General features: G+C 62.6%; 21 protein-coding genes. 8 read left to right on the forward strand and 13 right to left on the reverse strand.

The window, feature by feature from the left end:
- Nucleotides 1–179 precede the first annotated feature (179 nt).
- Nucleotides 180–527, reverse strand: a complete 348-nt coding sequence (locus D1012_RS16575; protein WP_118154853.1) for a DUF5368 domain-containing protein — start codon at nt 525–527, stop codon at nt 180–182.
- Between the two features lie 12 nt (nt 528–539).
- Nucleotides 540–1,907 (reverse strand): NAD(P)/FAD-dependent oxidoreductase, encoded by a 1,368-nt coding sequence (locus tag D1012_RS16580; RefSeq protein ID WP_118154856.1) that lies wholly within the window; start codon nt 1,905–1,907, stop codon nt 540–542.
- Between the two features lie 208 nt (nt 1,908–2,115).
- On the opposite strand from D1012_RS16580, the gene D1012_RS16585 reads away from it, so the two are divergent.
- Complete coding sequence (locus tag D1012_RS16585) at nt 2,116–2,550, forward strand: RrF2 family transcriptional regulator (RefSeq protein ID WP_118154859.1); 435 nt, start codon at nt 2,116–2,118, stop codon at nt 2,548–2,550.
- Nucleotides 2,551–2,559: 9 nt separating this feature from the next.
- Here D1012_RS16585 and D1012_RS16590 read toward each other — a convergent pair whose 3' ends face one another.
- The gene (locus tag D1012_RS16590) at nt 2,560–3,534 is read right to left on the reverse strand and encodes a DUF808 domain-containing protein (protein WP_118154862.1); all 975 of its coding nucleotides are present in this window, start codon (nt 3,532–3,534) and stop codon (nt 2,560–2,562) included.
- 180 nt (nt 3,535–3,714) lie between these two features.
- Between D1012_RS16590 and gap (D1012_RS16595) the strand changes: the two genes are divergently transcribed.
- The 5 genes from gap (D1012_RS16595) (at nt 3,715) to D1012_RS22865 (ending at nt 8,929) form a co-directional block, all read left to right on the forward strand.
- Nucleotides 3,715–4,716, forward strand: a complete 1,002-nt coding sequence (gene gap, locus D1012_RS16595) for a type I glyceraldehyde-3-phosphate dehydrogenase (RefSeq protein ID WP_118154866.1) — start codon at nt 3,715–3,717, stop codon at nt 4,714–4,716.
- Between the two features lie 30 nt (nt 4,717–4,746).
- Nucleotides 4,747–4,890 (forward strand): hypothetical protein, encoded by a 144-nt coding sequence (locus tag D1012_RS22860; RefSeq protein WP_199489540.1) that lies wholly within the window; start codon nt 4,747–4,749, stop codon nt 4,888–4,890.
- Between the two features lie 89 nt (nt 4,891–4,979).
- On the forward strand, nt 4,980–5,981 hold the full coding sequence (gap, locus tag D1012_RS16600; RefSeq protein WP_118154869.1) for a type I glyceraldehyde-3-phosphate dehydrogenase: 1,002 nt from the start codon (nt 4,980–4,982) through the stop codon (nt 5,979–5,981).
- A 92-nt stretch (nt 5,982–6,073) separates the two neighbouring features.
- The gene (locus tag D1012_RS16605) at nt 6,074–8,635 is read left to right on the forward strand and encodes a cation:proton antiporter (protein ID WP_118154872.1); all 2,562 of its coding nucleotides are present in this window, start codon (nt 6,074–6,076) and stop codon (nt 8,633–8,635) included.
- Nucleotides 8,636–8,758: 123 nt separating this feature from the next.
- Nucleotides 8,759–8,929 carry a hypothetical protein gene (locus D1012_RS22865; RefSeq protein ID WP_199489541.1) on the forward strand — a complete coding sequence of 57 codons (171 nt, stop codon included), beginning with the start codon at nt 8,759–8,761 and terminating at the stop codon, nt 8,927–8,929.
- A gap of 130 nt (nt 8,930–9,059) precedes the next feature.
- On the opposite strand, the gene coaD is transcribed toward D1012_RS22865, so the two are convergent.
- The 3 genes from coaD to D1012_RS16620 form a co-directional block, all read right to left on the reverse strand.
- Nucleotides 9,060–9,560, reverse strand: a complete 501-nt coding sequence (coaD, locus tag D1012_RS16610) for a pantetheine-phosphate adenylyltransferase (protein ID WP_118154875.1) — start codon at nt 9,558–9,560, stop codon at nt 9,060–9,062.
- 147 nt (nt 9,561–9,707) lie between these two features.
- Nucleotides 9,708–10,142, reverse strand: a complete 435-nt coding sequence (locus tag D1012_RS16615; protein ID WP_118154878.1) for a CBS domain-containing protein — start codon at nt 10,140–10,142, stop codon at nt 9,708–9,710.
- 53 nt (nt 10,143–10,195) lie between these two features.
- On the reverse strand, nt 10,196–11,116 hold the full coding sequence (locus D1012_RS16620; protein ID WP_118155186.1) for a LysR family transcriptional regulator: 921 nt from the start codon (nt 11,114–11,116) through the stop codon (nt 10,196–10,198).
- Between the two features lie 106 nt (nt 11,117–11,222).
- Between D1012_RS16620 and D1012_RS16625 the strand changes: the two genes are divergently transcribed.
- Nucleotides 11,223–12,722: a CoA-acylating methylmalonate-semialdehyde dehydrogenase gene (locus D1012_RS16625; RefSeq protein WP_118154881.1), complete on the forward strand. Its 1,500-nt coding sequence runs from the start codon at nt 11,223–11,225 to the stop codon at nt 12,720–12,722.
- 176 nt (nt 12,723–12,898) lie between these two features.
- On the forward strand, nt 12,899–13,105 hold the full coding sequence (locus D1012_RS16630) for a YgaP family membrane protein (protein WP_118154884.1): 207 nt from the start codon (nt 12,899–12,901) through the stop codon (nt 13,103–13,105).
- Here D1012_RS16630 and D1012_RS16635 read toward each other — a convergent pair whose 3' ends face one another.
- The 7 genes from D1012_RS16635 to queA form a co-directional block, all read right to left on the reverse strand.
- A complete protein-coding gene (locus tag D1012_RS16635; protein WP_118154887.1) occupies nt 13,106–14,095 on the reverse strand; it encodes an Lnb N-terminal periplasmic domain-containing protein in 990 nt (329 codons plus the stop codon).
- A 9-nt stretch (nt 14,096–14,104) separates the two neighbouring features.
- The gene (uvrA, locus tag D1012_RS16640) at nt 14,105–16,969 is read right to left on the reverse strand and encodes an excinuclease ABC subunit UvrA (protein WP_118154890.1); all 2,865 of its coding nucleotides are present in this window, start codon (nt 16,967–16,969) and stop codon (nt 14,105–14,107) included.
- Between the two features lie 94 nt (nt 16,970–17,063).
- Nucleotides 17,064–18,224, reverse strand: coding sequence for an MFS transporter (locus D1012_RS16645; protein WP_118154893.1), 1,161 nt, complete (start codon nt 18,222–18,224; stop codon nt 17,064–17,066).
- Between the two features lie 85 nt (nt 18,225–18,309).
- Complete coding sequence (gene lpdA / locus D1012_RS16650) at nt 18,310–19,707, reverse strand: dihydrolipoyl dehydrogenase (RefSeq protein ID WP_118154896.1); 1,398 nt, start codon at nt 19,705–19,707, stop codon at nt 18,310–18,312.
- 75 nt (nt 19,708–19,782) lie between these two features.
- Complete coding sequence (locus D1012_RS16655; RefSeq protein ID WP_118154899.1) at nt 19,783–20,370, reverse strand: DUF924 family protein; 588 nt, start codon at nt 20,368–20,370, stop codon at nt 19,783–19,785.
- Nucleotides 20,371–20,423: 53 nt separating this feature from the next.
- Nucleotides 20,424–21,677 carry an MFS transporter gene (locus D1012_RS16660; protein ID WP_118154902.1) on the reverse strand — a complete coding sequence of 418 codons (1,254 nt, stop codon included), beginning with the start codon at nt 21,675–21,677 and terminating at the stop codon, nt 20,424–20,426.
- Between the two features lie 147 nt (nt 21,678–21,824).
- Nucleotides 21,825–22,856 carry a tRNA preQ1(34) S-adenosylmethionine ribosyltransferase-isomerase QueA gene (gene queA, locus D1012_RS16665; RefSeq protein WP_118154905.1) on the reverse strand — a complete coding sequence of 344 codons (1,032 nt, stop codon included), beginning with the start codon at nt 22,854–22,856 and terminating at the stop codon, nt 21,825–21,827.
- Nucleotides 22,857–22,865: the final 9 nt, after the last annotated feature.

Raw genomic sequence — 22,865 nt, forward strand, 5'->3', positions numbered from 1 at the left:
AAGCCTGATCCAACAGTTACCGCAATCGCCCCGCAAACGCACGGAATTAAATCTGTTATTTATCTGATACTTAAATCTTTCAAAGCGCTTTGAATGATCCGGCTTTGTGCCGCCCGTCCCTGAATGCGCGCCGCGAGGTCAGAACCGTCACGGCGCGCGTGCTGCCCAATCTGCAGGCATCAGTCCTGTTTGCGCAGCAAAGACTGTGCGGTGTAGACCAGTATCGCAAGGCCGATTGCCCCCGCTGCCGCGACCGCCAGCAGCACCAGCACATCAACCGGCCCGCCAATATCGCGGAACCCGGACGAGGTGATGCCCTGTACGAACAGCACGGCGGCAATCGCCCCGAATGGCATCGACAGCTGCGCCAGCAGAAACTTGCGCATCGACATGTGCCGGTCGCGCAGCAGCACAAACACATAGGCCACCGTCACCACAACGGCGACACCGGTCATGAGCCAGAACAGCCCGCGCCCGAACATCTCTTCCCAGACCGCGATCAGGGTCTCCAGTGTCAGGTGTTTCATCTTGTCCCCTCCTCAGGCTTTACCGCGCAGCATGGCGTTATAGGTTGGCTTCAATGCGGTTTCCTTCATCAGCCAGCTGATCCACAGCTCTTCCAGCGGCGCGATGACGCCGGGAAAGGACGGCACCAGATTGTCCTGATAATCGAACTCGATCAACATCGCGCGACCGATCCGGGTGATCATCGGGCAAGAGGTGTAGCCGTTGAACACCTCGGTCCCCTCTTTGCCCTGCAACGCGGCCACGAGGTGATCTTCGACCACCGGAATGTGCCATTTGACCGACGCCGCAGTTTTCCCCTTGGGCACCCCGTTGATATCACCGATGCCAAAAACGTTGGGATAGCGCAGATGGCGCAGGGTGGATTGATCCACTTCGATCCAGCCCTGCCCCACCCATTTGTCGGCCCAGGACAGGCCCGACTCCTGCACCACCTTTGGCGCGGTCATCGGCGGGATCACGTTGATGAAATCATAGGCGATGGTCTGCTCGGTCGCAGGGGTATCGGTGATGGCACCATCCTTGATCGCCTGACTGGCAGGAATGGTAAAGGTTGCGGTTCTTGCCGTCGGATCAATGCCCTTGAGCACATGGTCATAGCGCACATCAACGCCGCGGTCGCGGAACAGCAGTTTGAGCTTTTCATTGACGATCGGCACCGAAAACAGTGCCTTGTTATGCGCGGCATAGATCACCTGACTTTTGTCGCGCGTGCCTTTGCGGCGCAGATAATCGTCCGTAATGAAGGCATATTTCAGCGGCGCACCCGCACATTTCATCTCGGTCGCCGGGCGGCTGAACAGGGCGGTGCCGCCGGTGTCGGTAAAGGCATCCATGGCGCGCCAGGTGGCTTCGGCATAATCCGGCCCAGCATAGACCGCGCCGATCCCGTCCTTGCCGACCTGCGCCAGATCAAAGCCTTGGACCCCACCCCAGTTCAGCGTCAGTCCTGCCGCGACGATCAGGTAATCATAGTCCAGCTTTGTGCCACCCGCTGTGGTCACGGTCTGCGCCACCGGGTCGATATTGGCGGCGTATTCTTCGACCCAGTTGACCGACCGGGGCAGCCAGCCGCCGGTTGATGATACCGAATAGCCCGCCGGTTTCAGCCCTGCCGCGATCAGCGTGAACCCCGGCTGATACCAGTGATCCTTGCGGCCATCGACGATGGTGATCGTGGCTCCTTCCAGCCGTTCGGCCAGACGATTGGCGATACCGGTGCCACCAGCCCCCGCCCCGACAATCACGATCTTTGCCGCCGTGCGCACCGCCTGCGCCCGGACCGGAGCGCCAAGGCCGGCAAGGGCAACCCCCCCCGCAGCCGCCGCCAGAAAGTCGCGCCGTGATGGCAATGCTGCGCGTAAATACGGTGATTCGGACATGGTGACTCCCCCTTAAATCCATTCACATAAATGAATGTATTTTCATCAGGGAAACTTGATCTGGATCAATCGGCAGGCACGGGCAGCCAAATACGAACCGCTGATACAGGTTTATTTACGTCAGATCCTGTCGATCTGATCTGGATCAACCTCGCGGCCAGTCTACCTGCGCATGCTGCCCACAGACCCAAACACCCGAGGCCCAGCGATGCGACTCACCACCCGAACCAATCTCGCCATGCGGACCCTGATGTTCTGCGCGGCAAATCCTGACCAGATCGTGCGCAAGCGCGAGGTGGCCCTGGCCTGCAACGCCAGCGAAAACCATCTGGCGCAGGTGATTCACCTGTTGGCGCAGCAGGGCTATCTGCGCACCGTGCGCGGGCGTGCCGGTGGCCTGATGCTGGGACGCAGCCCGGACCGGATCTCGGTCGGTGAGGTGTTCCGCCAGTTCGAGGCCGGGTTGCCCTTTGCCGAGTGCTTTGCGGGCGAAGAGTGCAACTGCCCGCTTGTCGGGTCGTGCCGTCTGAAATCCGCGCTGACATCTGCGCTGGATGCGTTTTACGGCAAGCTTGATACGATAACGGTCGCCGATCTGATGCGCGACAACACCGATTTGAACAGCCTGCTGAAAGTCGCCTGAGCGGCTTGGTCAGTGGGCGGGTGTCTTTTTCCTGCCCGTGACCGCCGACCACAGCGGCCCGATCAGACGGGTGGCGACAGGGATCAGCACCAGCCCCAAGGCCAGCCCGAAGATGCCGTCCATCACCGCCTTGGCGATCCATTCCACCGCCGCCGTCGCCTGCGGCACCAGATGCCCGGCGACAGCCGCCCAATCGTGGATATGGTGGCCCAGCCAGCCAAACCCCAGCTCTTCCATGCCGTGAATCACGATTGACCCGCCGACCCAAAGCATCGCCAGCGTGCCGACGACCGACAGCACCGCCAGCAGTTTAGGCATCAAGGCCACCAGCCCGCGCCCGGTGCTGCGCCCTGCGCCCGTGCGGCCTGTGGCCGCCATATGCAGGCCGACATCATCCATTTTCACAATCAGCGCCACTGCGCCGTACACCACCACCGTAATCAGACTACCAACAATCGCCAGCGTGATCGCCTCCATCCACACCGCGCCTTGCGGGATCGCGGCAAGCGCAATGGTCATGATCTCGGCGGACAGGATGAAATCGGTCTTGATCGCGCCTGCGATCTTTTCTTCCTCCAGATGCAGCGGGTCGCCGGTGGACAGATCCGCCTCGACCACGGCATCGGCATGGGGAAACAGCGCGTGAAATACCTTTTCCGCGCCCTCAAAGCACAGATAGGCCCCGCCCAGCATCAACAGCGGCGTGATCGCCTGCGGCAGGAACGCGTCCAGCGCCAGCAGGCCCGGCAACAGGATCACCAGCTTGTTTTTCAGCGACCCCAGCGCAATGCGCCAGATGATCGGCAATTCACGGTCGGCGGAAAAGCCGGTAACATATTTCGGCGTCACGGCGGCATCGTCGATCACCACTCCCGCCGCCTTGGCCCCCGCCTTGGCCGCCGCAGCAGCGATGTCATCGACCGAAGCCGCCGCCACCTTGGCAATCGCGGCCACATCATCCAGCAAAGCCAGCAAACCGCTCATTCTGTCACCCCATGATGCGCCCGATGCTTTTACCTGACGCCCAGGACAAAGGCAAAGCCCGCCGGCCGTTAGCGCAAACAGCGCAGGTTTGCGCTAACATCATGATAATGTGTCGCTTTTCCTCTAGGCAGACGCCAGCGTGAATTGTATCGGACTGCAACCTTCAGGCAGGAGAGACGCATGACCATCACCGTCGGCATCAATGGCTTTGGCCGCATCGGGCGCTGCACGCTGGCGCATATCGCGGAATCGAACCGCAATGATGTGCAGGTGGTTGCAATCAATGCCACCGGGCCGATTGAAACCAATGCCCATCTGCTGAAATACGACTCGGTGCATGGCCGCTTTCCCGGGGTGATCAAGGTCAATGGCACCACGCTGGATCTGGGCCGCGGTCCGATCCGGGTGCAAAGCACCTATGAGCCGTCGGAGCTGGACTGGGACGGGGTGGATGTGGTGCTGGAATGCACCGGCAAGTTCAACGACCGCGACCGCGCCGCCGTGCATCTGACGCGCGGGGCCAAGCGGGTGCTGGTCAGCGCCCCGGCCAAACGCGCCGACATGACGGTGGTGTACGGCGTCAACCATCGCGCCCTGACCCCGGATCATCATGTGGTGTCGAACGGGTCTTGCACGACCAACTGCCTTGCCCCGCTGGCCAAGGTGCTGAATGACGCCATCGGCATCGAATCCGGCATCATGACCACGATCCACAGCTATACCGGCGATCAGCCCACGCTGGACCGCCGCCACAAGGATCTGTACCGCGCCCGTGCCGCCGCCATGGCGATGATCCCCACCACCACCGGCGCTGCAAAAGCTCTGGGCGAGGTGCTGCCCGAACTGGCCGGAAAGCTCGACGGCACCTCGCTGCGGGTGCCCACGCCCAATGTCAGCGCCGTGGATCTGACCTTTATCGCCACCAAGTCCGTGACGGTGGACGAGGTGAACCAGGTCGTGCGCGAGGCCTGCGGTGGATACATGGGCATGGTCATGTCTTATGATCCCGAGCCAAAGGTTTCTATCGACTTCAATCACACGCCGCATTCGTCTATCTTTGCCCCTGACCAGACCCGCGTGGTGGGGCGTTCTGTCCGCGTTCTGGCATGGTATGACAACGAATGGGGCTTTTCCTGCCGGATGGCCGATGTGGCCGGCGTGATGGGACGGCTGCTGCAATAACGGGGGGCGCGTGCCCCCGATGGGGACAACGTGACCGACCGGATTGCCCTGAGCCTTGGCATGATCATCGTGGCGGCGATTGGCGCTGACCTGGTGTTGAACGACGCCCGCGCGATGATGTTTCTTTTGGTGAAATTCACGGAAATGATCGAATGGCTGGCATTCTGGCGCTGATCGCGGCAGTCTGGCGTTGATTTTTGCCGCTGACTGGTGATGTTAGCGCTAAACGTGACATCCGAGTCGCTTTTCCAAAGGAGATTGCCATGACGGTCAAGGTTGCCATCAACGGATTCGGGCGCATCGGGCGCAATGTGCTGCGTGCGATCATCGAATCGGGCCGCACCGATATCGAGGTCGTTGCGATCAATGATCTGGGCCCGGTTGAAACCAACGCGCATCTGCTGCGCTTTGACTCGGTCCACGGCCGCTTTCCCGGCACCGTAACCACCGGCGAAGACTGGATCGACGCGGGTCGAGGCAAGATTCGCGTCACCGCCCTGCGCAATCCCGCCGATCTGCCATGGTCTGATGTCGATGTGGTGATGGAATGCACCGGCATCTTTACCAGCAAGGAAAAGTGCCAGGCGCATCTGGAAAACGGCGCCAAACGGGTGCTGATCTCGGCCCCTGGTGACGGCGCGGACAAGACCATCGTTTATGGTGTGAACCATGACACGCTGACCAAAGACGATCTGATCGTCTCGAACGCATCTTGCACCACCAACTGCCTGTCGCCTGTCGCCTATGTGCTGAACGAGGTGATCGGCATTGAAAAAGGCATGATGACCACGATCCACAGCTACACCGGCGACCAGCCGACGCTGGATACCATGCACAAGGATCTGTACCGGGGCCGCGCCGCCGCCCTGTCGATGATCCCGACCAGCACCGGGGCGGCCAAGGCGGTCGGTCTGGTCCTGCCAGAGCTGAAGGGCCGCATGGATGGTTTCGCCATCCGCGTGCCGACCCCGAATGTCAGCGTGGTGGACCTGAAGTTCATCGCCAAGCGCGAAACCTCGGTGGCCGAGATCAATGCCGCGATCAAATCGGCGGCGGATGGCAAGCTCAAGGGCATTCTGGGCTATACCGAGTTCAAGAATGTCTCGTCCGACTTCAACCACGACCCGCATTCTTCGGTGTTCCATATGGACCAGACCAAGGTGATGGATGGCACGTTCTGCTCGATCCTGACCTGGTATGACAACGAATGGGGCTTCTCGAACCGGATGGCCGATACCGCTGTCGCAATGGGCAAACTGATCTAAGGATCACTCCCTCGCGCACATGTTTCGGGCCGGTCACGTTTCGTGACCGGCCCTTCCTTTTTCTCGGGTGACCAAAGGGTTATCATCGCGGCATGGATCTGATCGTTTTCCTCGCCATCCTATCTGGCCTGTTTCTGGCCATCGCCCTGTCCGAGCCGCTTGCGGCCCGGTTGCGCCTGCCTGTCACCGTGATCCTGGCCGCGATCGGCATTGGCATCGGCGCGGCGGCGGCGTGGTTTTTCCGCACCGACGTCACCGATGCGCTGAACCCGCTGGCGCTGGCAATTCTGACGCTGCCGATCTCGTCCGATCTGTTCATCTACATCTTTCTGCCGGTGCTGATCTTTCAGGTTTCGCTGACCCTGAACCTGCGCCGCTTGCTGGATGACTGGGTGCCGGTGCTGGTGCTGGCGGTGGTGGCTGTGGTGGTGGCGACCTTTGTGATCGGCATGGCGCTGAAACCCTTTACCCCGCTGCCGCTGATCGCCTGTCTGCTGATCGGTGCGATTGTCTCGACCACCGATCCGTCGGCCGTGGTCAGCATTTTCCGCGCCACCCCCGCGCCGCAACGGCTGGCCCGGATCGTGGAGGGCGAAAGCCTGCTGAACGACGCCGCCGCCATCGCGCTGACCTCGGTGTTTCTGGTGGCCGTCGCCGCCCGCGATGCCGAGCCGAATATCGGGCTGGCGATGCTGGGCCTGCCCTGGCTGATCGTGGCCGGGGCGGCGGTCGGCTGGCTGGTCGGCAGGCTGGCGGTACAGGTGATGGGCTGGATGAACCCCTGGCCACTGGCGCAGGTGTCGATCAGCTTTGCCACGCCGTTTGTCACCTTTCTGTTCACCGATCAGGTGATCGGGGCCTCGGGCGTGGTGGCGGTGGTGACGGCGGGGATGACCGTCAACTTTTCCGCCCCCGGCCGGATCTCGCCACCCGCGCTAGCGCAGCTGCGCGATGCCTGGGCGCTGATCGCCTATTGGGCCGGCGGGCTGATCTTTGTGCTGGCGGCGCTGCTGGTGCCGCGCATCCTTGCCGATATACGCCCTGCCGATGTCGGGCTGATCTTTGTCACGGTTGTTGCTGCCTTGGTTGCGCGGGCCATCGTGCTGTACGGCATCCTGCCGCTGCTGACCGCCGCGCGCCTGTCGCCACAAGTGGATTCACCCTACCGCATCGCGATCCTGTGGGGGGGGTTGCGCGGCGCGGTGACACTGGCTCTGGCGTTGGCGGTCACCGAAAATCCGGCGATTTTTGTCGAAACCAAGCGGCAGGTCGGGATCATCGCCACCGGCTTTGTTCTGTTTACCCTGCTGGTACAGGGCACCACTCTGCGCTGGGTCATTTCCCTGCTGGGTCTTGACCGGCTGTCCCCGCTGGACCGCGCGCTATCGGATCAGGTGGTGGCGGTCTCGTTGCAAGAGGTGCGCGAAACCGTATCAGAAACCGCGCGTGAGATGGACCTGACCCCCGCCATCGTCCGCGATGAGGCCGTGCGCTTTGGCGAGCGGCTGAACATGGCGGTCGAACGCGCGGATGAGGCGCGCGATATTCTGGAAAAAGACCGGGTGACACTGGGCCTGCTGGCGCTTGCCGGGCATGAGCGCGATCTGATTCTGGAGGCGTTTCAGGAAAACCTGATGTCGCCGCGTCTGGCCGACCGGATGCTGGCCGACGCCGACCGCCTGATCGAAGCCACGCTGACCGAAGGCCGCTCCGGCTATCGCGCGCAGGCCCGCCGGTCGCTGATGGCCAGCCGCACCCTGCGCGCGGCGGAATGGCTGCACAACCGCTTCCGCCTGAAACAACCACTGGCCCGGCTGACCGAAGACCGGTTCGAGGCGCTGGTTGCGCATCGCCAGATGCTGCGGGCGCTCACCGGTTTTATCGAGGGCCGGATCATGCGCATTCACTCACGCCGGGTGGCGGGCCTGCTGCATGATCTGATCAAACGCCGCATTGAAGATACCAACCGCGAGATGGAGGGGCTGCGCACCCAGTTCCCCGGCTATGCCGAAGAGCTGGAACGCCGCCTGATCCGCCGTCTGGTGCTGCAACGTGAAGAAGCAGAATACGATCAGATGACCGCTGACGGTCTGATCGGGCCAGAACTGCGGCTGTCGCTGCGCGACCAGACCGCAGGGGAACGTGCCGCGCTTGCCACACGCCCCCGGCTGGACTTGCGGCTGCAACGCAGCGACATCGTGCGCAGCTTTCCGCTGTTCTCGGATCTGGACCCCGAGTCGCTGTCGCAACTCGCCAGGCAGATGAAGACGGTCTACGCCAAACCCGGCGACATTCTGATGCGCAAGGATGACAAGCCGGATCGCGTCTGGTTCATCGCCTCTGGCGCGGTCGAGGCGGAGCAGGCCAGCAGCCGCTTTCTTCTGGGCCGGGGTGAAATGTTCGGCCAGTTGTCGCTGTTGTTGCGCCGTTCACGCCGGGCGCGGGTGACGGCGATCAGCCACACGACCCTGCTCACACTAGAGGAATCGCGGTTTCTGGATCTGCTGCGCCGCGCGCCGCAGCTGTGCACCGCCGTGCAGGCCAGTGCCGAAAAGCGTGGCGTGGCGCTGGATGCCAGCCAGCTGCCGCAAAGCGGCGCACCTGCGGTGGTGAAATCCGGCTGGCTGCGCCGGGGAATCAGTGCCGCGAAATAGCCATGCAGCGCCTGCATGGCGCCGCGCCATTTCTGCGGGTTGTTAGCGCTACCCTTCGGCCCCATTTCACGGACAGGCGGCAAGGAACATCCGGTTCACCGCCTTTGTGAAAGGAGAGACATGATGATCTCTGTCTATGAAATGATCCGCGACGCCGCAGTGACCTATGCGCGCTATCGCAAAACCCTCAACGAGATTGCAAACCTGCCGCTTGATGTGGCGCTCGACCTTGGGATCTATCCCGGCGATGCCCCGCGCATTGCCCGCCGCGCTGTTTACGGTCAGGCCGCCTGAACCCGATCAGCAATGGCCCGCCCCTTCTGGGGAGGGGTATTGGGCCTCGGGCAGGGATCAGCCGGCGACCTCGCCCGACCATTCGCAAAGGGGGGCATCTGCCCCCCTTTTTGGGTGCCGGATCAGACCGTTACAACCGGGTGCCAAACCTGCGGCGCAGCGCGGCATCGACCGGGGGTGTCACGAATTTCGACACATCCCCCCCCAGCCGCGCAATCTCTTTCACCAGTTTTGACGCAATCGCCTGCCGACGGGCATCGGCCATCAGAAACACCGTCTCGATACTGGCATCCAACGCGCGGTTCATGCCAACCATCTGAAATTCATATTCAAAATCCGCCACCGCCCGCAGGCCCCGCACAATAACCGTGGCCCCGACATCGCGGGCGCAGTCGATCAGCAGATTTTCAAACGGATGCACGACAATCTCGCCACCAGTGCGGGCGGTGATGGCGGCGCATTCCGCCTCGACCATCGACACCCGGTCCTCTAGGCTGAACAGCGGCCCCTTGTCGCGGTTGATCGCCACCCCGATCACCAGTCGGTCAACCAGCGCCATTGCACGCTGGATGATATCGACATGTCCCAACGTAACGGGATCGAATGTGCCGGGATAAAGGCCGATGCGCATGAGATCCCCCGTTTCCAAACTCCGGGCACGCAACAATATTAGGCAGCGGATTGCAAGCACGAAAGCGTTGCGGGGGGCAACCGCACGCCACCACTCCGGGCATTCGTCGCCAACCGCGACACCGCCCGAAGGGCAGCCGAGCGCCGGTCAGAACCCTTTGATCATGCCTTCCAGCGCATCTTTTTCGGCGGCCAGCTGCATCAGCCGCGCCTTGACCACATCGCCGATCGAGATCAGGCCAACCATCTCATCACCCTCGACCACCGGCATATGGCGGAACCGGCCCGTGGTCATCCGTTCCAGCACCGAATCCGCGCTTTCTCCGCATTTGCAGCATTGCACCACCTTGGTCATGATCGCCTCGACCGGGGCGATCAGGCAGACGTTGCCGTTGCGCGCCACCTCGGCCACGATATCGCGCTCTGACACGATCCCCAGAATGGTCTTGCCATCGTTCGACACCACAACCGTGCCGATTTTGCGCGTGGCCAGGATCTCGGCCACATGGCTCACATCGGCACCCGGTGGCACGGTGATCACGTCATTGCTGGCTTTCAGTTTCAGAATTTGCTGAACAATCATCCTTGTCCTCCCTTGACCCGGCAATCAAAGCGTCCGCCCGCTGCCGCGTTCTGTCAAGCGTCCTGTGGGTCTGCCTGCGCACAGGTCCGGGATTCCAGACGCTGCACCTCACGCCGGATGCCCTGCGCCAGCCGGTCGGCAAAGCGCGACAGCCGTGCCGAATGGGCGTCGCCCTCATGCCGGATCAGCCAGAACGCGCGGGTCAGCGACAGCGATCCGGTCAGCACCTTGACCAGCTCCGGCGCAAACGGCAGCGCGAAATCATGCGCAACCCCGACGCCAGCTCCGGCGCGCAACAGGTTCAGCTGCACCGACACCGAATTCGACGCCATCGGCGGCGTGTTCGCCCCCAGCGGGCCCAGATAATCCAGCTCTTTGTCAAAGATCATGTCGGCAATATAGCCCACCACCCGGTGCGCTTTCAGATCGGCCAGCCCGCGCAGTGGCGGGGCATGGGCCAGATAGTCGGGGTGCGCCACCAGATGCAGGCGGTAATCGGTCAGCTTCTGCACCGTCAGCCGCCCGGCCTGCGGTCGGCTGACGCCAATCGCCAGATCCGCCTCGCGCCGCGACAGGTTGAACACGCGCGGCAGCGCCACGATCTGCACCTCCAGCGCCGGATTCTCGTCGCAGATCGCCCGGATCACCTGCGGCAAAATGTAGTTCGCGCAGCCATCGGGCGCGCCCAGCCGGATCTGCCCCGACAGCCCGGTGCCACCACCGCCCCGCAGCGCCTCTTCCGCGCCGGTCAGCGCTGCCTCGGCCGCCTCGGCATGCGGCACCAGCTTTGCACCTTCCTCAGTGAGTGCGTAGCCCTGCGGCGATTTCAGGAACAATCGCGCCCCCGCGCCCTCCTCCAGCCGCGCCACCCGCCGCCCCACCGTCGCCGGGTCCAGGCCCAGCCGTTTGCCCGCCCCCGACAGCGTCTCGGTACGCGCCACGGCCAGAAACACCCGCAGATCATCCCAGTCCATGATTTCGGCCCAGCCCTTGCATTTCCGCAAAACCTTTTTGGGATATTGCCGCTTTATCCGACTTTTCCGCAAGACTATAGTGACACCAACCCAAAGGGAGGTTCCTATGAAAGAGATCGGTCACTGGATCAATGGCAAGCATGTTGCCGGCACGTCAGGCCGCTTTGCCGATGTGTTCAACCCCGCCATCGGCGAGGTGCAGGCCCGCGTGGCACTTGCCAGCCCGGAAGAGCTGAACGCCGCCACCACCGATGCTGCCCGCGCGCAGGTCAAATGGGGCGCCACCAACCCGCAGCGCCGCGCGCGGGTGATCATGAAATTCGTCGACCTTCTGAACCGCGACATGGACAAGCTGGCCGAGGCGCTGTCGTCGGAACATGGCAAGACCATTCCCGATGCCAAGGGCGATATCCAGCGCGGGCTGGAGGTGATGGAATTCTGCATCGGCGCGCCGCATCTGCTGAAGGGGGAGTTCACCGACAGCGCAGGCCCCGGCATCGACATGTATTCCATGCGCCAACCCATTGGCGTTGCAGCCGGAATCACGCCGTTCAACTTCCCCGCCATGATCCCGATGTGGAAAATGGGCCCCGCCTTGGCCTGTGGCAACGCCTTCATCCTGAAACCTTCCGAGCGCGCGCCGTCGGTGCCCTTGATGTTGGCCGAACTGATGCAGGAGGCGGGTCTGCCAGATGGCGTGCTGCAGGTGATCAACGGCGACAAGACGGCGGTTGATGCGATCCTCGACAACCCGGAAATCGCCGGCGTCGGCTTTGTCGGCTCGACCCCGATTGCCGAGTATATCTACGGTCGTGGCTGCGCCAATGGCAAACGGGTGCAGTGCTTTGGCGGTGCCAAGAACCACATGATCATCATGCCCGACGCCGATCTGGATCAGGCCGCCGATGCGCTGATCGGGGCTGGCTATGGTGCTGCAGGCGAACGCTGCATGGCGATTTCGGTCGCGGTGCCGGTGGGCGATGAGACCGCCGACCGCCTGATCGAAAAGCTGATCCCCCGGATCGAAAAGCTGAAGGTCGGCCCCTATACCGCTGGCAATGATGTGGATTATGGCCCAGTGGTCACCGCCGCCGCCAAGGCCAATATCCTGAAATTGGTCGAGTCCGGTATCGCACAGGGCGCGAAACTGGTGGTCGATGGCCGCAACTTCAACCTGCAAGGCTATGAAGACGGCTTCTTCGTCGGCCCGCATCTGTTCGACCATGTCACCACCGAAATGGACATCTACCGCAAGGAAATCTTCGGCCCGGTGCTGTCGACCGTGCGCGCCAAATCCTATGAGGAAGCCATCGGTTATGCGATGGACCACGAATACGGCAACGGCATCGCGCTCTACACCCGCGACGGCGACACCGCCCGCGATTTCGCCAACCGGATCAACGTGGGCATGATCGGCATCAACGTGCCGATCCCGGTCCCGCTGGCCTATCACACCTTTGGCGGCTGGAAGAAATCGTCCTTCGGCGACCTGAACCAGCATGGCCCGGATGCCTTCCGCTTCTACACCCGGACCAAGACCATCACCTCCCGCTGGCCCTCGGGGATCAAGGAAGGCGCGAGCCTGAACTTCCGCCAGATGGACTGACCCTGCCCTTTACGGCCATTGCGGCGCCCCCTCACCGGGGCGCCGTTTGCATGTGTGGGCCTTGCGACACCTTGGCGCACGATCAGTTGCGTCAGATCAATTAACATAGATGAATATGTATATATGATGTATAGAAGATAAACGCCCGACCCGAGGGGCAGCAAAAGGACATCACCATGCTCAAAACCAATGTTGGCGGCATCGACCGCATTCTGCGCATCGTCGTCGGACTGGCCCTGATCGCAGGGTTTTTCCTGATGCCAGAGGCTGGCTATCGCTGGTTGTTCCTGCTGGGGATCATTCCGCTGGCGACCGGGTTGATGCAAACCTGCCCACTCTATTCAATATTTGGGCTAAACACCTGCCCGATCAAGAAAACCTGATCAGGGCGTCCAGGCGCTGCGGAGCAGGTCCGAATAGCTTTGACTCGAGGGGGCATGCATGCCCGCCTTGGGCAGCTTTGCCCGCTCCAGCACCTGCTCCAGCGGGACATCGGGCCGCACCACGCCCAACTCGTGCAGAAACCCTGGCAGATGGCCCGAGGCCAGCACCCGCCAATCCAGTGCCAGACCGGGCGCGATGCCCTTGACCAACCGGAACGGAACTGTGGTGCAATTGGCCAACAGCGTGTGATACCACTCCGGTTCCGCCGCCAATTCATTGGCGCGGTTGACGAAATTGAAAAACAGCTGTTTGCGCGCAGCCGCATCCAGCGTCACCGGGAACAGCGACACCTGCTCACCGCGTGCATCGGTGCGCAGATGAACGATGTCGCGCTCATCCGCCGCAATCATCACCAGCTCATAGCGCCGGAAAAACCCGCCAAGGGCTGAAAACACCTCGCCTTCCTCGCGGCGGATCTCACCGGAGAACACGATCCGCTGCCCATCCGCAAAGCCGAAGCTGACCAGAACATGCGCGATCAGCGGGCTGTCCCACACGGACGTGAACATATCGAGTGAGGTGATGCGATCGGCATCAACAACCCGCGTCTCCCAGCTTTCTATTGCGTTATCAGGGTCTTGCCAGCGAAAGTTGCGCACGTTTCTCAAGGTGACGCGGTCGCCATCAAACTCTGCCGTGACGCCGTGGCGCACGTCCTTGGCCCAGATCCGGTCATCGCGGGGATCTTGCATCACCCACCACAGCGCAGCCATCGCGGCGAGAGCCGCCATCCCCGACCACAGCAGCCCCCAGCGTCGCTGCCACGCCGCCCAGCCAAACCCGGCGCCAAGCGTCAAAAGCGCGCCATGCAGCGCCAGACCCAGCGCGCCATGCGCATGAAAAGACACGGCCAGCCAGACCCAGACCAGCAACATCACCGCAGCTTTCAGCTGAAAACCGCGCCCGAACAGCCGAAGCGCCTTCTTCACATCAGACCTCTACTCAGCCGCGTGACGCCGCGGTTTCAGCATGTCTTTCAGGTAGCGCCCGGTATGGCTCGCCTCAACCTGCGCCACATCTTCCGGCGTGCCTTCGGCGACGATCAGACCGCCACCATCCCCGCCCTCGGGGCCGATGTCGATGATCCAGTCGGCGGTTTTGATCACATCAAGGTTGTGTTCAATCACTACCACCGTATTGCCCTGCTCGACCAATTCATGCAGCACTTCCAACAGCTTGCGCACATCTTCGAAGTGCAGGCCGGTGGTCGGCTCGTCCAGGATATACAGCGTGCGTCCGGTCGCCCGGCGCGACAGTTCCTTTGACAGCTTCACCCGCTGCGCCTCGCCGCCCGACAGCGTGGTCGCCTGCTGGCCGACCTTGATATAGCCAAGCCCTACCTGACACAGCGCATCCATCTTGTCGCGGATGCTCGGCACCGCCTGAAAAAAGCCCTGCGCCTCTTCACACGTCATATCAAGAACATCGGATATGCTCTTGTCCTTGAACTTTATTTCCAGAGTCTCGCGGTTATAGCGCTTGCCCTTGCAGGTCTCACAGGTCACGTAAACATCCGGCAGGAAGTTCATCTCGATCTTGAGCACTCCGTCGCCCTGACAGGCCTCACAGCGCCCGCCCTTGACGTTGAACGAGAACCGCCCCGGCTGATAGCCGCGCGCTTTCGACTCCGGCAATCCGGCAAACCAGTCACGGATCGGGCCAAAGGCCCCGGTATAGGTGGCGGGGTTGGAGCGCGGCGTGCGACCAATCGCGCGCTGGTCGATGTCGATCACCTTGTCCAGATGCTCGAACCCGGTGATCGTTTCGCAAGGCGCGGGCGTCTCACGCGCGCCGTTCAGCTTGCCTGCGGCAGTCTTGAACAGCGTCTCGATGGTCAGCGTCGATTTACCGCCGCCTGACACGCCTGTGACGCAAACAAACTTGCCCAAAGGGAAGGTCACGGTGACATTTTGCAGGTTGTTGCCGGTCGCCCCCACCACGGTCAGCTTTTTGCCGCTGCCCTTGCGCCGCACCTTCGGCACCGCAATCTCGCGCGTGCCCGACAGATACTGCCCGGTCAGGCTGGCCGGGTCGGCCGCCACCTGCGCCGGTGTGCCATGTGCGATCACCCGGCCGCCATGCACCCCGGCCCCCGGCCCGATGTCGAACACATAATCCGCCTCGCGGATCGCATCCTCGTCATGCTCCACCACCAGCACGGTATTGCCCTGATCGCGCAGGTTTTTCAGCGTGGTGAGCAAGCGGTCATTGTCGCGCTGGTGCAGCCCGATGCTGGGTTCGTCCAACACATACAGCACGCCGGTCAGCCCCGATCCGATCTGGCTCGCCAGCCGGATCCGCTGCGATTCCCCCCCGGAAAGCGTGCCCGCATTGCGCGACAGCGTCAGGTAGTTCAGCCCGACATTGACAAGGAATCCAAGACGTTCGCGGATTTCCTTCAGGATCGCTTTCGCAATCTCGTTCTTCTGCCCGGTCAGTGCGTCTGGTACGGTCGAGATCCAGGCATGCGCCTCGCTGATCGACATGCGGACCACCTGACCCACATGCAATCCGCCGATCCTTACCGCCAAAGCCTCCGGCCGCAGGCGATAGCCGCCACAGGCCCCGCAATCGCGGTTGTTCTGAAACCGCTCCATATCCTCGCGCGACCATGCGCTATCGGTCTCCTTGTAGCGACGCTCCATATTCGGGATCACGCCTTCGAACACCCGGCGCACCTTGTAGACCCGGCCGCCCTCGTCATAGGAAAAGTCGATTTCCTCCCCATGCGAGCCATGCATGAACAGCTGCTGCACATGCGCGGGCAGATCTTTCCATTTCTTCTTTTTATCAAACTCATAATGCCGGGCCAGAGCATCAATGGTCTGGGTAAAGTAAGGCGATTTCGACTTTGACCATGGCGCAATCGCGCCCTGCATCAGGGTCAAACCCTGATCCGGCACCACGAGGCGCTCATCAAAGAACAGCTCCACCCCCAGCCCGTCACAGACCGGGCAGGCCCCGAACGGCGCGTTGAACGAAAACAAGCGCGGCTCGATCTCGGCAATGGTAAAGCCAGAAACCGGGCAGGCGAATTTCTCGGAAAACGTGGTCCGCTCGCCCTCCGCCCCCTCTTCCGCAGGCGCGGTTTCCACCACGGCGATGCCATCGGCCAGGTTGAGCGCGGTGCGGAACGAGTCTGCCAGCCGGGTCTCCAGCCCCTCGCGCACCACGATCCTGTCTACCACCACGTCGATGTTGTGGCGGAACTTCTTGTCCAAAGTGGGCGGCTCTTCCAGCTCGTAGAACGCGCCGTTGACCTTGACACGCTGAAAGCCCTGCTTGCGCAGATCGAGGAACTCTTTCTTGTACTCACCCTTGCGGTCGCGGATGATCGGCGCCAGCAGATAGGCGCGGCTGCCCTCTGGCATCGCCATCACCGCATCCACCATATCCTGCACCTGCATCGCCGTGATCGGCAGGCCGGTGGCGGGGGAATAGGGCGTGCCGACGCGGGCGAACAGCAGGCGCAGATAGTCGTAAATCTCGGTCACCGTGCCAACGGTCGAGCGCGGGTTCTTGCTGGTGGTCTTCTGCTCGATGGAAATCGCAGGCGACAGGCCCGAGATATGGTCAACATCCGGCTTTCCCATCATGTCCAGAAACTGCCGGGCATAGGCCGACAGCGACTCGACATAGCGGCGCTGGCCTTCGGCATAGATCGTGTCAAACGCGAGGCTGGATTTACCCGACCCCGACAGCCCGGTGATCACCACCAGCTGATCGCGCGGAATATCCACATCAATGTTCTTGAGATTGTGTTCGCGCGCGCCGCGCACCTCGATGAACTTCTGCTCAGCCATGACCTACCCCGCAATACCGAGACACAGATAGGGGCTTTCGCCCGAGTCTCCAAGATCAAATTAAGAACAGATTAAGAACATACACAAAAGCCGCTCAGATCAGCCCCGCCCGCCGCCGCGCCTGCACCGCATGCAGCACAATGCCGAGCGCGCAGGCCAGCCCGGCCACCAGCGCCAACCCCCAGGGCCCGGCCCCCAACAAAAGGGCCGCCAGCACCGGCGTGCCCGTGGTCGTGCCCAGATTGCCCAGCTGCGCAATTGCCCCCGCCGCCTGCGCCCGGTCCTCCGGCGTGGCGTTCAGCTCGGGAATCGACGCAAAGCTCGCGCCCTGCACAATCCCCAGCGCCGCCGTGACCCAGAGCGCGCCCAGCACCATCCCCGTGCCCTGCCCCCAGAACAGCGCCAGCAGCACAAACCCCGGCACCGCCGCCAGATAGCCGCATTGCACCAGCCGCACCGCCGACATCCGGCCCAAAAGCCAGACCCCCAGTGTCAGCGACAGCGCAATCGAGATCAGCGGCATCCCCGCCGCCGCCAGCGCCCGCTGCGCCAGCGGTACATCGGGCGGCACCAGCGTCAGCACCGCAACATACAGGAATGTATAGCAAAAGAACCCCAGAGCGGGCGCAGACAACCGGGGCGAGGCATAGATCCGCAAATGCTGGTCCAGCAAACCTGGCCGCGCGATCTGCGGCGCAACCGGATCACGTGGCAACAACAGCGCAAGGCAAACCGCCATCGCCGCCATCCACACCGCATGCGCCACAAACACCCCAGCCGCGCCATAGGCGGCCAGCAAGGGCGGTGCCAGCAGCGCCAGCACCGCATAAGTCACCCCGAAAAAGCTCGACCACAGCGTCATCGCCAAGCCACGAAACCGCTCTGCCGCCAGCCCGGCAATCACCGTCGGGCCGACCACCACAATCGCCAGATGCGACACGCCCTCGACCACCCGGCTGGCGATCATCGCGGGGTATGACAGGCCGAGCGACTGCAGCGCACTCATCGCAGCCCCCATCAGCAGCGCCGCCACAATGGCGCGACGCGGCCCGATCCGCGCAACGAACAGCCCCGCCGTGGTGCCAAACACCAAGCCAACCATGCCAACGATGGACACGATCAACCCCAGCGCCACCGCCGAGGCCCCGGCATACTGATCCCCAAGCACGCCAAACAGCACCGAAATCTTGCCAAACTGCGCCGCAGCCCCAAGCCCGGCACACCAGATGGCCAGCACCGTCACAACAGCCCGCATGCCCGGCCCTTCATCTGTACAATTATCCTCACGCGGCAAGAGAGGGGCCGTGGCCCCCCCTGATTTTTCGCAGAAAAATCGTGCCTTACATATGCAGTGTGCGACCGTAGGCGTCCAGCACCGCCTCATGCATCATCTCCGACAGGGTCGGATGCGGGAAGACCGTGTTCATCAGGTCTTCCTCGGTCGTTTCCAACTGGCGACCGATCACATAGCCCTGGATCAGTTCGGTCACTTCCGCGCCGATCATATGCGCGCCCAGCAATTCGCCGGTTTTCGCATCGAACACCGTCTTGATCATGCCCTCGGATTCCCCCAGCGCAATCGCCTTGCCATTGCCGATAAACGGGAAGCGACCGACCTTGACGGTGTGGCCTGCCTCTTTCGCCTTCGCCTCGGTCATGCCGACCGATGCGACCTGCGGGTAGCAATAGGTGCAGCCGGCAATGCTGCCCGGCTTGATCGGATGCGGATGGCCGCCCGCGATCAGTTCGGCCACCATCACGCCCTCATGGCTGGCCTTGTGCGCCAGCCAAGGCGCACCCGCGATGTCACCAATGGCGAACAGGCCCGGCACGCCGGTGCGGCAGAATTCATCCGTCACCACATGGGTGCGGTCGATCTTCACCCCCAAAGCCTCCAGCCCGAGGTTTTCGACATTGCCGACGATGCCGACGGCCGAGATCACGGTGTCAAACTCATGCGTCTCGACCTTGCCACCCACCTCGATATGCGCGGTCACGCCCACACCCGGCTTGCGGTCCAGCTTCTTCACGGCCGCCTTTTCCATGATCTTCATCCCTTGCTTGACGAAGGATTTCTTGGCAAAGGCCGAGATCTCGGCATCTTCCACCGGCAGGATACGGTCCATCACCTCAACCACCGTGGTGTCAGACCCCAGCGTGTTGAAGAAGCTGGCAAATTCAATGCCAATCGCGCCCGAGCCGATCACCAGCAGCTTTTTCGGCATCCGCTTGGCCACCAGCGCATGCTTGTAAGACCAGACCAGATCGCCATCCGCCTCCAGCCCCGGCAGTTCGCGGGCCCGCGCGCCGGTGGCGAGGATGATGTTCTTGGCGGTCAGCTCTTCGCTGCCCTTGTCGGTCTTCACCGACACCACCCCGGCTTTGGGCAGCGTCGCCGCGCCCATGAACACGGTCACCTTGTTCTTTTTCATCAGATGGCCGATGCCGCCCGAGAGCTGCTTGGCCACAGCGCGGGACCGCGCCACCACGGCGGGCAGGTCGTAACCAATGCCATCCGCTTTCAGGCCAAATTCCTTGGCACGCTCCATCAGGTGAAACACCTCAGCGCTGCGCAGCATGGCCTTGGTCGGGATACAGCCCCAGTTCAGACAGATACCGCCCAGATGCTCGCGTTCGACGATCGCGACCTTCTGGCCCAACTGGCTGGCACGGATCGCCGCCACATAGCCACCGGGGCCCGCGCCCACCACGATCACATCAAAGCTCTGAGCTGCCATTCGTCCCTCCCTGGAAAAAGTGGTTTACCCTTAAACTATTCCTGAAAACCAAGCAACGGACCTGACGCCTGGGGCCTATGCGTCTGGTGCATGGCTCACGCGCAGCTGATTGACGATGGCCATATAGCCACCCTCAACCAGAAACGCCGCCTCCTCCGGGGTGCTTTCGCGACCCAAAGCCGCGTTGCGGAACGGAAAACGGCCAAAGCGGGCGATGATTTCTCGATGGGCGCGGGCGTGCAGCAAAAGCTCGGCGTCGCCCTCCATCCGCGTGGCCATCAGCGACACCGCCAGATCCTGATCGGCCATATCCTCGGAGTGTTCCAAGGGCATGTAAAAGAACTGCCGTTCCGGCACCGGGGCCAGCAGATCCCAGCTTTCATCGAGCGCACGACGGGCGGCAGCGCGCGCCCGGATGTCATTTGCAAAGGCCTCCGGCTTGCCGCGATGGATGTTGCGCGAAAACTGATCGGCCACGATCAGATAGGCCAGCGTGCCGACCACGCCATCGACCCAATGCTCCAGCCCGCCCTCATGCAGCGCGTCCCACAACGCGCCAAAGCGCACGGCGCAGGCATCGTCGATTTCTTCGCCGCCAGCGTACCAGCCCTCAGGGCCGATCTCGCCCAGCCAGAAATCCAGAACCTCGATCGGATCAGACATGCAGCCCCCTTTGCCTTTGTCTCAGCCTGACAGGGCATGCCCCGAAAAGCAAATCAGTTCCGCCCGTTGCCTTGGCGCGCATCCTCGGCCTCGACCAGTGCCGCGGTCTCGACCGCGATGATCGACGCGGTCGGTGACACCGGCGTATAGCCCGAGGTCACCATCGGCGTTTCGCGACGCTGGGTCATCCGCCAGCCAGCATAGATCGCCAAAACAGCGAACAGAATGCCCATGAACAAAAAGAACCCGGAGGAGCCGATTTCCTCCATCATCCAGCCGGTGATGACCGGGCCGGAAATCGCCCCCAGCCCGTTGATGAACATCAGACCAGCCGAGGCAGCCGCCATATCGGTCTTGTCCAAATAATCGTTCACATAGGCCAGCAGCAGCGAATAAAGCGGGTTCGACACCCCGCCGCAGACCGCGCCGATGCCGACCAGAACCCAGAACGGCGGATCAAAGATCACCGGAATCATCAGCACCACCGCGCCAAACACCGCCAGCCACAGCACCACGATGCGCCGGTCAATCCGGTCCGACAGCCAGCCGATCGGATATTGCAGCACCAGCCCGCCGACATAGATCGCCGCGACAAAGATCGTCAGATCGGCAATGCTCAGGCCCGCCTGCGTGCCCCAGACTGCCGCCATCCCGAATTGCGCCGAGAACACGCCGCCCAGCAGGAACATGCCGACACAGCCCAGAGGCGAGGCCGCATACAGCCGCCGGAACGACAGCGGCTTGGTCGATTCAAATGCCGGGGCCTGACTGACCGACAGCAAAATCGGGGTAAAGGCCAGCGACACCAGCACCGACGGGATGACAAACAGGATATAGCCCGAGGCATCGCCGACATTCAGCAGCAGCTGCGCCGCAATGATGCCGATCATCTGCACGATCAGATACAGCGACAGCGCCTGCCCCCGGTTTTCATTGGTGGAGGCGTTGTTCAGCCAGCTTTCGGTGGCGATATACACGCCCGAGAACGAAAACCCGATCACCACCCGCAGCGCCGCCCAGACCATCCAGTCGGGGGCTGCCGCATACAGGATCAGAACCGCCGAGATCATCGACCCCAGCGCCGCAAACACCCGCACGTGGCCGACGCGGCGAATCATCGACGGCGCCAGACGGCTGCCGAACAGAAAGCCCACGAAATAGGCCGACATCACCAGTGACATCTGAAAGGTCGAGAAATTCTCGATCCCGCCCCGGATGCCCAGCAAGGTGCCCTGCATGCCGTTGCCCAGCATCAACAGGCCAAGTCCCAGCAGCAGCGCCCAGGTATTGCGCAGAACGGTCAGCATGGTGCAGGCATCCTTTGGTCAGTCCGGTCACTCTAGGCGCACGGCGTAAAAAAGTCATGTCGGAGTCGCCCACCCCGCCCGGAACGCGGCCTTTGCGACGCCAGCCGCCAGAAGGCAAGCGACTTTCCCGTGTGCCGCCCTTAGCCGCTACGGGATCAGCAGCGACGCATCGCCATAGCTGAAAAACCGATACTCCCGCGCGACGGCATGGGCATAGATCCGGTCCATCCGGTCCTTGCCCATCAGGGCCGAGACCAGCATCAGCAGCGTGGATTTTGGCAGATGAAAATTGGTCATCAGCGCATCGGTGGCGTGAAAGGTGAAGCCGGGATAGATGAAAATATCCGTCGGCCCCTCCCATGGCTCCACCCTCCCGGTGCGCGCCGCCGTCTCGATCAGGCGCAGCGCGGTGGTGCCGACCGGAATCACCCGCCCGCCCGCCGCCTTTGTCGCGTTGATCTGCGCCGCCGCCTCCGGCGTCACCTGGCCCCATTCGGCATGCATCTTGTGCGTTGCCACATCCTCGACCTTGACCGGCAGGAACGTGCCTGCGCCGACATGCAGCGTCACTTCGGTGAACTGCACGCCCTTGGCGCGCAACGCCTCCAGCAGTTCCGCATCGAAATGCAGGCTGGCTGTCGGGGCCGCCACCGCGCCCTTGTGACGGGCAAAGACGGTCTGGTAATCGTCGTCATCCTGCGCGTCGGGGGCGCGTTTGGCGGCGATATAGGGCGGCAGCGGCATTGCCCCGGCCTGCGCCAGAGCGGCGTCAAAATCCTCGCCCGCCAGATTGAACAGCAGCCGCAGGTCGGTGTCGGATTTCTCGGCCACCGTGGCCGACAGATCGGGGGAAAACACGATCTCCTCCCCCACCATCACCTTGCGCAGCGGCTTTGCCATCGCGCGCCAGCCGGTAGCCGCAGGCTCCATCAGCGTGATCTCGATCTTTGCCACCGCGTCACCGCGCCGGCGCTGCCCGGTCAGCCGGGCGGGAATGACGCGGGTGTTGTTCAGCACAAGCCGGTCGCCGGCCCGCAACAGCCCCAGCAGATCGCTCACCTGCAGATCAGAAATCGCCTCCCCCTCTGCCAGCAGCAGCCGCGCGGCGGTGCGGGGGCGCGCGGGACGGGTGGCGATCAGCGTCTCGGGCAGATCAAAATCGAAATCAGACAGTTTCATCACGGGCCT

It is taken from the genome of Pseudotabrizicola alkalilacus (genome assembly GCF_003443995.1).
GTDB classification, from domain to species: domain Bacteria; phylum Pseudomonadota; class Alphaproteobacteria; order Rhodobacterales; family Rhodobacteraceae; genus Pseudotabrizicola; species Pseudotabrizicola alkalilacus.

Coding starts and splice junctions, on each gene's coding strand:
- D1012_RS16575 (WP_118154853.1), bottom strand. CDS start 527: ATGAAACACCTGACACTGGAGACCCTGATCGCGGTCTGGGAAGAGATG.
- D1012_RS16580 (WP_118154856.1), bottom strand. CDS start 1,907: ATGTCCGAATCACCGTATTTACGCGCAGCATTGCCATCACGGCGCGAC.
- D1012_RS16585 (WP_118154859.1), top strand. CDS start 2,116: ATGCGACTCACCACCCGAACCAATCTCGCCATGCGGACCCTGATGTTC.
- D1012_RS16590 (WP_118154862.1), bottom strand. CDS start 3,534: ATGAGCGGTTTGCTGGCTTTGCTGGATGATGTGGCCGCGATTGCCAAG.
- gap (WP_118154866.1), top strand. CDS start 3,715: ATGACCATCACCGTCGGCATCAATGGCTTTGGCCGCATCGGGCGCTGC.
- gap (WP_118154869.1), top strand. CDS start 4,980: ATGACGGTCAAGGTTGCCATCAACGGATTCGGGCGCATCGGGCGCAAT.
- D1012_RS16605 (WP_118154872.1), top strand. CDS start 6,074: ATGGATCTGATCGTTTTCCTCGCCATCCTATCTGGCCTGTTTCTGGCC.
- D1012_RS22865 (WP_199489541.1), top strand. CDS start 8,759: ATGATCTCTGTCTATGAAATGATCCGCGACGCCGCAGTGACCTATGCG.
- coaD (WP_118154875.1), bottom strand. CDS start 9,560: ATGCGCATCGGCCTTTATCCCGGCACATTCGATCCCGTTACGTTGGGA.
- D1012_RS16615 (WP_118154878.1), bottom strand. CDS start 10,142: ATGATTGTTCAGCAAATTCTGAAACTGAAAGCCAGCAATGACGTGATC.
- D1012_RS16620 (WP_118155186.1), bottom strand. CDS start 11,116: ATGGACTGGGATGATCTGCGGGTGTTTCTGGCCGTGGCGCGTACCGAG.
- D1012_RS16625 (WP_118154881.1), top strand. CDS start 11,223: ATGAAAGAGATCGGTCACTGGATCAATGGCAAGCATGTTGCCGGCACG.
- D1012_RS16630 (WP_118154884.1), top strand. CDS start 12,899: ATGCTCAAAACCAATGTTGGCGGCATCGACCGCATTCTGCGCATCGTC.
- uvrA (WP_118154890.1), bottom strand. CDS start 16,969: ATGGCTGAGCAGAAGTTCATCGAGGTGCGCGGCGCGCGCGAACACAAT.
- D1012_RS16645 (WP_118154893.1), bottom strand. CDS start 18,224: ATGCGGGCTGTTGTGACGGTGCTGGCCATCTGGTGTGCCGGGCTTGGG.
- lpdA (WP_118154896.1), bottom strand. CDS start 19,707: ATGGCAGCTCAGAGCTTTGATGTGATCGTGGTGGGCGCGGGCCCCGGT.
- D1012_RS16655 (WP_118154899.1), bottom strand. CDS start 20,370: ATGTCTGATCCGATCGAGGTTCTGGATTTCTGGCTGGGCGAGATCGGC.
- D1012_RS16660 (WP_118154902.1), bottom strand. CDS start 21,677: ATGCTGACCGTTCTGCGCAATACCTGGGCGCTGCTGCTGGGACTTGGC.
- queA (WP_118154905.1), bottom strand. CDS start 22,856: ATGAAACTGTCTGATTTCGATTTTGATCTGCCCGAGACGCTGATCGCC.